The 8,208-nt window shown below is 42.5% G+C and carries 9 protein-coding genes and 12 tRNA genes; 1 reads left to right on the top strand and 20 read right to left on the bottom strand.

The genetic code is table 11. The annotated features are described in order from the left end of the window. Positions 1 to 26: 26 nt before the first annotated feature. The 13 genes from ABEQ24_RS12440 to ABEQ24_RS12380 form a co-directional block, all read right to left on the bottom strand. Positions 27 to 100, bottom strand: a tRNA-Gly gene (locus tag ABEQ24_RS12440). Between the two features lie 14 nt (positions 101 to 114). Then, positions 115 to 191, bottom strand: a tRNA-Pro gene (locus ABEQ24_RS12435). Positions 192 to 209: 18 nt separating this feature from the next. Then, positions 210 to 286 (bottom strand) — tRNA-Arg (locus tag ABEQ24_RS12430). Positions 287 to 386: 100 nt separating this feature from the next. After that, positions 387 to 472 (bottom strand) — tRNA-Leu (locus ABEQ24_RS12425). 21 nt (positions 473 to 493) lie between these two features. After that, a tRNA-Leu gene (locus ABEQ24_RS12420) sits at positions 494 to 574 on the bottom strand. A gap of 14 nt (positions 575 to 588) precedes the next feature. Further along, a tRNA-Lys gene (locus ABEQ24_RS12415) sits at positions 589 to 664 on the bottom strand. Between the two features lie 71 nt (positions 665 to 735). Then, positions 736 to 810 (bottom strand) — tRNA-Gln (locus ABEQ24_RS12410). A 6-nt stretch (positions 811 to 816) separates the two neighbouring features. Next, a tRNA-Asp gene (locus ABEQ24_RS12405) sits at positions 817 to 892 on the bottom strand. 8 nt (positions 893 to 900) lie between these two features. After that, positions 901 to 976: transfer RNA gene (locus ABEQ24_RS12400), tRNA-Val, on the bottom strand. Between the two features lie 26 nt (positions 977 to 1,002). After that, positions 1,003 to 1,074 (bottom strand) — tRNA-Glu (locus ABEQ24_RS12395). A gap of 16 nt (positions 1,075 to 1,090) precedes the next feature. Then, a tRNA-Ser gene (locus tag ABEQ24_RS12390) sits at positions 1,091 to 1,181 on the bottom strand. Between the two features lie 6 nt (positions 1,182 to 1,187). After that, positions 1,188 to 1,262: transfer RNA gene (locus ABEQ24_RS12385), tRNA-Asn, on the bottom strand. Positions 1,263 to 1,405: 143 nt separating this feature from the next. Further along, a complete protein-coding gene (locus tag ABEQ24_RS12380; protein WP_430007084.1) occupies positions 1,406 to 1,852 on the bottom strand; it encodes a SprT family protein in 447 nt (148 codons plus the stop codon). A 103-nt stretch (positions 1,853 to 1,955) separates the two neighbouring features. On the opposite strand from ABEQ24_RS12380, the gene cmpA reads away from it, so the two are divergent. After that, the gene (cmpA, locus tag ABEQ24_RS12375) at positions 1,956 to 2,069 is read left to right on the top strand and encodes a cortex morphogenetic protein CmpA (protein ID WP_430007083.1); all 114 of its coding nucleotides are present in this window, start codon (positions 1,956 to 1,958) and stop codon (positions 2,067 to 2,069) included. A gap of 112 nt (positions 2,070 to 2,181) precedes the next feature. On the opposite strand, the gene ABEQ24_RS12370 is transcribed toward cmpA, so the two are convergent. From ABEQ24_RS12370 to ABEQ24_RS12340, 7 genes are all read right to left on the bottom strand, one after another. Then, on the bottom strand, positions 2,182 to 4,344 hold the full coding sequence (locus ABEQ24_RS12370; protein WP_430007082.1) for a Tex family protein: 2,163 nt from the start codon (positions 4,342 to 4,344) through the stop codon (positions 2,182 to 2,184). 215 nt (positions 4,345 to 4,559) lie between these two features. Continuing rightward, positions 4,560 to 5,159 (bottom strand): PP2C family serine/threonine-protein phosphatase, encoded by a 600-nt coding sequence (locus ABEQ24_RS12365; protein WP_430007081.1) that lies wholly within the window; start codon positions 5,157 to 5,159, stop codon positions 4,560 to 4,562. After that, positions 5,159 to 5,947 (bottom strand): RNA polymerase sigma factor SigB, encoded by a 789-nt coding sequence (gene sigB, locus ABEQ24_RS12360; protein WP_430007080.1) that lies wholly within the window; start codon positions 5,945 to 5,947, stop codon positions 5,159 to 5,161. The genes ABEQ24_RS12365 and sigB overlap by 1 nt, the downstream gene beginning before the upstream one ends. After that, entirely contained in the window at positions 5,913 to 6,395 is a 483-nt protein-coding gene (gene rsbW, locus ABEQ24_RS12355) for an anti-sigma B factor RsbW (protein ID WP_430007079.1), read from the bottom strand. The genes sigB and rsbW overlap by 35 nt, the downstream gene beginning before the upstream one ends. Continuing rightward, a complete protein-coding gene (locus ABEQ24_RS12350) occupies positions 6,392 to 6,724 on the bottom strand; it encodes an anti-sigma factor antagonist (protein ID WP_307428189.1) in 333 nt (110 codons plus the stop codon). The genes rsbW and ABEQ24_RS12350 overlap by 4 nt, the downstream gene beginning before the upstream one ends. Positions 6,725 to 6,786: 62 nt before the next feature. Next, a complete protein-coding gene (locus tag ABEQ24_RS12345; RefSeq protein WP_430007078.1) occupies positions 6,787 to 7,794 on the bottom strand; it encodes a PP2C family protein-serine/threonine phosphatase in 1,008 nt (335 codons plus the stop codon). 11 nt (positions 7,795 to 7,805) lie between these two features. Beyond that, positions 7,806 to 8,207, bottom strand: coding sequence for an anti-sigma regulatory factor (locus tag ABEQ24_RS12340; RefSeq protein WP_070878720.1), 402 nt, complete (start codon positions 8,205 to 8,207; stop codon positions 7,806 to 7,808). Position 8,208 lies beyond the last annotated feature (1 nt).

The following is an 8,208-nucleotide window of genomic DNA, read 5'->3' as shown; positions in this document are numbered from 1 at the left end:
TAGTTTTCAAAGATCATTTTAAAGATTGGAGCGGGTGATGGGAATCGAACCCACGACATTAGCTTGGAAGGCTAGAGTTTTACCATTAAACTACACCCGCGAAAAGTATTTGTCTGGTCGGGAAGACAGGATTCGAACCTGCGACCCCTTGGTCCCAAACCAAGTGCTCTACCAAGCTGAGCTACTTCCCGGACACATAATATATAGAATGGCGCGCCCGATAGGAGTCGAACCCATAACCTTTTGATCCGTAGTCAAACGCTCTATCCAATTGAGCTACGGGCGCACTTGTTAATGTCTTATTCATGTAATGAAGCGACTTAAATATAATACCAAGTTTCGTTCTTTTTGTCAACAACTTTTTTGAGGTTTTTTTAAATCTCTTTTGGTGCGGCCGAGAAGAGTCGAACTTCCACGGGGTTGCCCCCACTAGGCCCTCAACCTAGCGCGTCTGCCATTCCGCCACGACCGCGAAAAGATAAAAAATGTATGATGCGGGTGAAGGGACTCGAACCCCCACGTCAAAGACACTAGATCCTAAGTCTAGCGCGTCTGCCAATTCCGCCACACCCGCATATTAAGGTAAAATGGTGTGCCATGAAGGACTCGAACCTTCGACCCTCTGATTAAAAGTCAGATGCTCTACCGACTGAGCTAATGGCACTTAGTAAGAAAACACTCTTTAGTTTTGCAAGACACCCAAATCTCAGTGAGATTAATGTCTTAAAGTGAAAATGGCTGGGCTAGCTGGATTCGAACCAGCGCATGACGGAGTCAAAGTCCGTTGCCTTACCGCTTGGCTATAGCCCAATAAAATGGCGGTCCCGACCGGGATCGAACCGGCGATCTCCTGCGTGACAGGCAGGCATGTTAACCGCTACACCACGGGACCAGATATGATGGTGGAGGATGACGGGCTCGAACCGCCGACCCTCTGCTTGTAAGGCAGATGCTCTCCCAGCTGAGCTAATCCTCCCAATCATTGAAATGCTTATAAAGCGATGACCCGTACGGGATTCGAACCCGTGTTACCGCCGTGAAAGGGCGGTGTCTTAACCGCTTGACCAACGGGCCAAAGACAAAAAAATAATGGCGGAGAAGGAGGGATTTGAACCCTCGCGCCGCTTACGCGACCTACACCCTTAGCAGGGGCGCCTCTTCAGCCACTTGAGTACTTCCCCATAATATGGCTCCGCAGGTAGGACTCGAACCTACGACCGATCGGTTAACAGCCGATAGCTCTACCACTGAGCTACTGCGGAATAATTAGTCATGACAGACTTCTTTAATTATATGAAGATTAGTACAAGCTGTCAAGCCTTCTTTTTATTAATGTTTTGCGTCTCTTACGACGGCTTTTATAATTTATCACAGCTTCGCATTATGAGTCAACCCCTTTTTTTATCTATGATACAAGTTTTATTTTCCCTCCGCATTTTCCGCATACATACTTGGAAGTATCCATTCTTCTGTGGCGTTTATAAATGAACATACAAGCTCTGCACTGATACACTAATGTCTTCTTTTTTCTGACTGCCGTCTGAAGCGGCGTGCAAAATCTCGGGCCGCCTACTTTCGAAAGAAGATCTCTAAAATCAGAATCACGGTGCTTATACCCTCTGCCCTCTAAATGAAGATGATAGTGACATAGTTCATGTTTGATGATGCCGATTATCTCTTCTAATCCCTGAGCTACATACTTAGGGTTAATTTCAATGTTGTGGCTTTTTAAGAGGTACCTTCCGCCTGTTGTGCGAAGCCGGGTGTTAAAGATCGCTTTATGTAAAAACTTTTTATGAAAGTAAGTGACTGAAATTGATTCTGTCAGTTCCTGAAGCTCTGTTTCATTCATCGGTTACACCCCGCATAGTTTGTATCTCCGAACAGGACATCTTGCGCCCGCATATAGTAAGTAATACACATACTCCATTATAAACAATAAGGAGGAACGAGCAATGCCCTCATGGTTAAAAAACCAAATGCAGCGTGCGTTTTATGAAAAGGACCGTTATCAAATAAAGATGCTGAATCAATGTTGGTATTTCTATAGAAAAAAACACTGCCCATGAGCAGTGTCGGGACAACAAAATGAATTGTGTCTTTTTCTATTATCCGAAATGGGGAATCATTTACCCGCTCCCCATTCGAATCTATAACACTGCACGCATGCAGTGTTTTTCACTAACTATTAATCATCGTTAAAGCAACCCGGCCTTTATGCTGATCTACTGAGTCCACCCAAACCGTAACAACGTCACCGACGGAAACGACATCGAGAGGATGTTTAACAAAAGAGCTTCTGAGCTTAGAAATATGAACGAGCCCATCCTGTTTAACACCGATGTCCACAAACGCGCCGAAATCTACAACATTGCGCACAGTACCCTGCAGTTCCATGCCTGCCTGAAGGTCCTCGAGTTTCAATACACCCTTTTTAAGCAGCGGCTTAGCTATTTCATCACGAGGGTCGCGCCCTGGACGAACAAGAGAATCACAAATATCTTTCAAAGTCAGCTCTCCAAGATCAATAGCTTCTGCGGTATCTATTATATTAATTCCCGCAATTTTCTCTCTCAGCTGCTCTGTTCCAACATCCTTCAAGGTTAGTCCCAGCATATTCAGAAGCACTTCAACCTCTTTGTAGCTCTCCGGATGAATGCCTGTTGAGTCAAGCGGATGCTTACCATCAGGAATTCTGAGGAACCCTATGCATTGTTCAAACGTTTTTGCGCCAAGACGCGGTATTTTCTTTAATTGCTTCCGGTCCTGGAACTTCCCGATTTCATCCCGCTGCTTCACAATATTTACCGCAACCGCCTTGCTTAGGCCCGCTACATATTGCAAGAGTGAGGATGATGCCGTATTGACATTCACTCCTACTTGGTTCACCACTGTTTCTACAACGAATGTAAGAGAATCGTTCAGCTTCTTTTGTGTGACGTCATGCTGGTATTGCCCTACTCCAACTGACTTCGGATCAATTTTAACGAGCTCAGCAAGCGGATCCTGCAATCTTCTTGCGATGGAAACTGCACTGCGTTCTTCTACCTGGAACTCAGGGAATTCCTCACGGGCCAAATCTGATGCAGAATATACACTTGCCCCTGCTTCGTTTACGATAATATAGGCAAGATCTTCATTTAATTCATCAATAAGATCTGCAATAAATTGTTCTGTCTCTCTTGAAGCCGTTCCATTCCCAATCGCAACCAGCTCGATGTTGTTTTTTTGAATCACATCGATTAACTTTTGCTTAGCTTCTTTTGCTTTATTGACAGGTGGATGAGGATAAATGACGCCTATTTCAAGAACTTTCCCTGTCTCATCGACAGCTGCAAGCTTACAGCCTGTCCGGTACGCAGGGTCAACCCCTAATACGACACGGCCTTTTAGTGGCGGCTGAAGCAATAGATTGCGCAGATTTTCCGAGAAAATATGAATCGCACGATCATCCGCTTTCTCCATTAATTCTTTTCGGATCTCACGCTCAATGGAAGGCTGAATTAATCGTTTATAGGCATCTTCAATGGCTTCTATATAGACTTCCTTTACCACTGTATGCTGATTTTTTAATTCATTTCGTTGAATATGAGAAGTAATCAGCTCTGCCGGTGCCTGGATGGATACTTTCAGAATGCCCTCTTTTTCTCCCCTGTTCATAGCAAGGACCCGATGCGGGACAACCTTTTGAATCGGCTCTTCATACTCATAGTACATTTCGTATACTTTCTTTTCATCTTTTTCTTCATCTTTTGAAGATGTGATGATTTTCCCTTTTCGGAAGGTCTGTTCGCGAATCCACTGACGGTAAGATGGCTCATCTGAAATCCACTCAGCTAAAATGTCCTTAGCCCCTTCGACTGCCTCTTCCGCAGTCAAAACCTCCTGCTCTTCGTTTACAAACTCCATCGCTTTTTCTTTAAGCGATCCATTAGAAGGCTGTCCTTTTATCCACTCGGCAAGAGGTTCTAAACCCCTTTCTTTCGCAGCCGTAGCTTTGGTTCTCCTTTTTTGTTTATAAGGACGATAGAGGTCTTCCACCTTTTGAAGTTTTAAGGCACCTTCTATCTCTTTTTTAAGTTCTTCTGTCAGCTTTCCCTGTTCATCAATTAATCGGATGACCTCTTCTTTTCTTGATTCCAGGTTTTGAGTGTATTGCCACTTTTCCGAGATATCACGGATTTGCACCTCATCTAATGCACCTGTCTGTTCTTTTCTGTACCTCGCAATGAAAGGAACGGTATTGCCGTCTTCAAGTAATGCAATCACATTTGATACCTGTTTATATGTAATGGATAAATCCGCACTGATTGTTTTCATAATGCGCTCTGTTTTCTCTGCCATTCTTTTCCCTCCCTAATAAAATAAGGCTGTTTTCGCATAGATTGTTGTTTTTCATTACAAATGTTGTCCGTTCCTTCCGCTGCAATCCACTAAGGGTTTTTAACATTTAGTCTAAGCAACAATATTTACGAAAAGAGCTTAAAATAAAGACTTAGAAACATTTTACCAAAAGACTCCGACTTTAAAAAACGAGCATAAATAAAAAAAGCCGTCAACTAGAACAGCTGACCGACTACGTAGGTTAAATCATCTTGCCTTGAGATTGTATAAGGCTCAAGATGATTCGAAATATCTTCAATTGTCCTGTGATCCTTAAGCAGTGATTTTACAGCAGGAATGTTCAGCCCATCAGAATGGATAATGAATTTCGCTCCAGGATCATATGCAAAGGAGTGAACACGAAATTTCTGAGGCTTTCCAGACATATAACCAAGTACAGGAAGAGGATAGACAAACGTGCCAGATGGAGAATAGAGGACAAATCGGATATTTCCAACAGAACTGAATGTAAATTGATTCTGTTTAAAATACACTTTAAAAATAGCGACAGTTGCTCCGCGCTTGTTTTTCAGCACCTCATTTGATTTCTCGATTATCAGGCCAACGTCCTCGGCATGAAATTCCTCAACGACTTCTTTAATGGCAGAAGAAGATTCATACGCACGTTCGCCGCTGCCGAGACCGTCTGCAACAGCACATATGAAATAGTCTTCAGTGGCTTTAATCAAAAAACTGTCCCCGCATAACGTTTTACCTTCTTTTTGCATTTGATAAGCATATGCACGGACATGATTATTTTCTTCAATTTGAATCATTAATGCAGCCCCATTGATAAGTCAGCCGAAAGTGCTTCTTTTAACTTCGTAATCGCTCTTCTTTGAAGTCTAGATACATGCATTTGAGAAATCCCAAGAATTTCTCCCGCTTCCTTTTGACTCTTATTTAAAATATATGTGTGATGAATAATTTCTTTTTCTCTGTCCGACAGAACGTGAAGAACACTCTCGAGCATGAGCTTTTGATTGACCTGCTCGTATCCGTCTTCCTTTGATCCTACGATATCAAGAATCGTTACTGTACTGCCGTCGGAATCGGCCTCAATTGAATGATCGACAGATAAAGCCTGATAACTTTTCCCCATCTCCATCGTCTCGAGCACTTCTTCTTCAGTCACTTCAAGATAGTCGGCAATTTCATGAACAAGCGGTGAACGCTGAAGGGAATTTGTCAATTCGTCAACAGCCATTTTTATTTTGGGTCCAAGCTCTTTAATTCTTCTCGGAACATGAACACTCCATGTTTTATCACGAAGGAACCGCTTGATTTCACCGATGACAGTCGGAATGGCAAACGCTTCAAACGTCTTTCCAAACTCAGGGTCATAGCGGCGGATTGCACCAAGCAAACCAATCATCCCCACCTGTTTTAAGTCTTCATGAAAGCTTTTGCCTCTTGAATATTTCTTTGCGAGAGTTTCAACGAGGCCGCTGTAATATTCAACAAGAAAAAGCTGAGCATCTTCATTTTGATTGTGCTGAAAATCGAAAATCAATTCATTTATTTCTTCTTTAGTTCGCTTCGTAGTTTTGGATGGTTGTGTCATGTTCTACTCGCTCCCCGTTTAAATACTTTGTCATAAAGACGGTAACGCCGGAATCGATCTGCACACGAACTTCATCCATGAGCGTTTCCATCAAGTAGAGCCCCAACCCTCCTTCTGGAAGTTGGTCAACAGGGTTTGCAGCAGAATACGGACCCAGTTCGTTTTTCTTTTGTTCAAAATTGAAGCTTTGACCGCTGTCTGATACGATTACTTCAAGTCGGTCGTCGTAAAGGCCAAACCCGATCATGACTTCTCCGCCTTCATTTTTTTCGTATGCGTGCTGCACAGCATTTGTGCACGCTTCGCTGGTTGCGATTTTTAAATCTTCAATTTCGTCATAAGAGTAACCCATTCTGCTGGCAATACCAGAAAGAGTCAAACGGACAATGCCGACAAATTCCGGTTTAGCAGGTATTTTCACCTCGATGTAATCCACTAATTGTTTCATCGAACCCCACCTTCTGATTTAGAAGAAATGTCAATAATATCACTCAGTCCCGTTATGTTGAATAGTCTTTCCAAACGAGCGGATAAATTAACAAGTTTTAAATCGCCCTCATTTTTTCTCACAGCTTTAAGCAAGCCGACAAATGCGCCAAGTCCTGTGCTGTCCATGTAAGAGACATCCTTCAGGCTTACAATCATGACAGGTTTTCCCTCTTCTGCAAGCGGCATTAGTTCTTCTCTTAATTTCGGTGCTGTGTAAGCATCAATTTCTCCAGCCAAATCTATTTGAATATGTTCCTCTGATCGATTAACATTTATATTTAAATTCATCAATATCACCCCAGTAAGATTACTTGTAAGCTAATAAAACAATTACCCGCTTTTTTTACAAGTTAAACCTCGCGTTTTAAAATAATCAGCGTAAAATCATCACGCAGTTCAAAATCCTGCATCTGTAAAAAGTCTTTATAAATATTATCTACAATACCCTGTGCATTTAAATCACTGTATTTTTTAATGAGGTTCGTAATAAAATCACGTTCAATAAACTCTTCATTTGTTTTCGACTCTGTTACACCATCTGAAAGCAAAACAATCATATCGCCTTTTTCGACGATTCTGCTGTATTGCTTGTACTTTATGGATTGATCAATGCCAAGGACCAGGCCTTTTGTGTTCATGTCATGGAAACAATCTTCTTTAGCATTGTAATAAAATCCAGGCTCGTGACCCGCTGATCCATAGACAAATTCATGAGTATGCGTATCGTACATTCCATAGAACATTGTAATGAACATGCTCGGGTCTACGTTATGCTCAACCACCCTGTTCAGATTTTCAAGAACACGGCTTGGAGATCTGCGGGACTCCGGCAAGCTGTCCATTGCATATTTGATCATCGACATACAGAGTGCAGCGGGAATTCCTTTCCCGATTACATCAGCGATGGCGATACTTACGCTTTCTTCATCATAAACAAAATGGTAGTAATCCCCGTTCATATGCTTCGCGGGTACACTTATTGCACCTATATCAAGATTCGGGACTGTAGGCACTGACGTTTCTAGAAGCATCTGCTGTACATTCAAAGCTACTTGAATCTCAGACTTAATTTCCTGCTGTTTATCCCGCAGGCTTTGATGCTCCTGATAGGCCAGACCGTACCCCATCATGACCTCTAAAAGAAAGTCGAGAGAGTGCAAAACATCTTGATCTACATCAGGAAATAAATCTTGCAGCACTTTACGGTGCAGACTGATAATTTCCTCAGGGGGTACTTGCTCCTCTATTGCTTTTCTGCTGAACTTTTGCCCCTGGTACAAAGCCGTTTCTGTTAATTCCTGCATATAATGACTTAGTATTTCCTGATATTTTGATTCAATGACTTCCTTAAAATCCATCAAGCTTCCTCCTAGCGAAGCCATTTGACAGCTTGGATATCCGTTCCCTCTCCCAAGACGGTATTAATGCTGAATTCATCCATCAGTCGTTTTACTCCAGGCAATCCGGCTCCTAACCCGCCAGATGTTGAAAAGCCGTCTTCCATCACTTTTCGGATATCTGGTATTCCTGGTCCGTTATCAATGGCTATTATTTTTAAACCTTTTTTACTGAATTCGCTGATCTGCTCAATGCAAATTTGGCCTTGTCCAGCATACAAATATATATTACGGGCTAATTCGGAAATAGCGGTCGTAATCCTCGCTTGATCTACCGTACCAAACCCGAGTTCTTTTGCAACATTGCGTCCAAGCTGCCGTGCAGCAACAATGTCCCACTCCGTAATGATTTTTACACAGGATTGGTTATCCATG

It is taken from the genome of Metabacillus idriensis (genome assembly GCF_050483325.1).
Taxonomy (GTDB): domain Bacteria; phylum Bacillota; class Bacilli; order Bacillales; family Bacillaceae; genus Bacillus_P; species Bacillus_P idriensis_A.
This window is presented reverse-complemented; position numbering and strand designations above follow the sequence as displayed.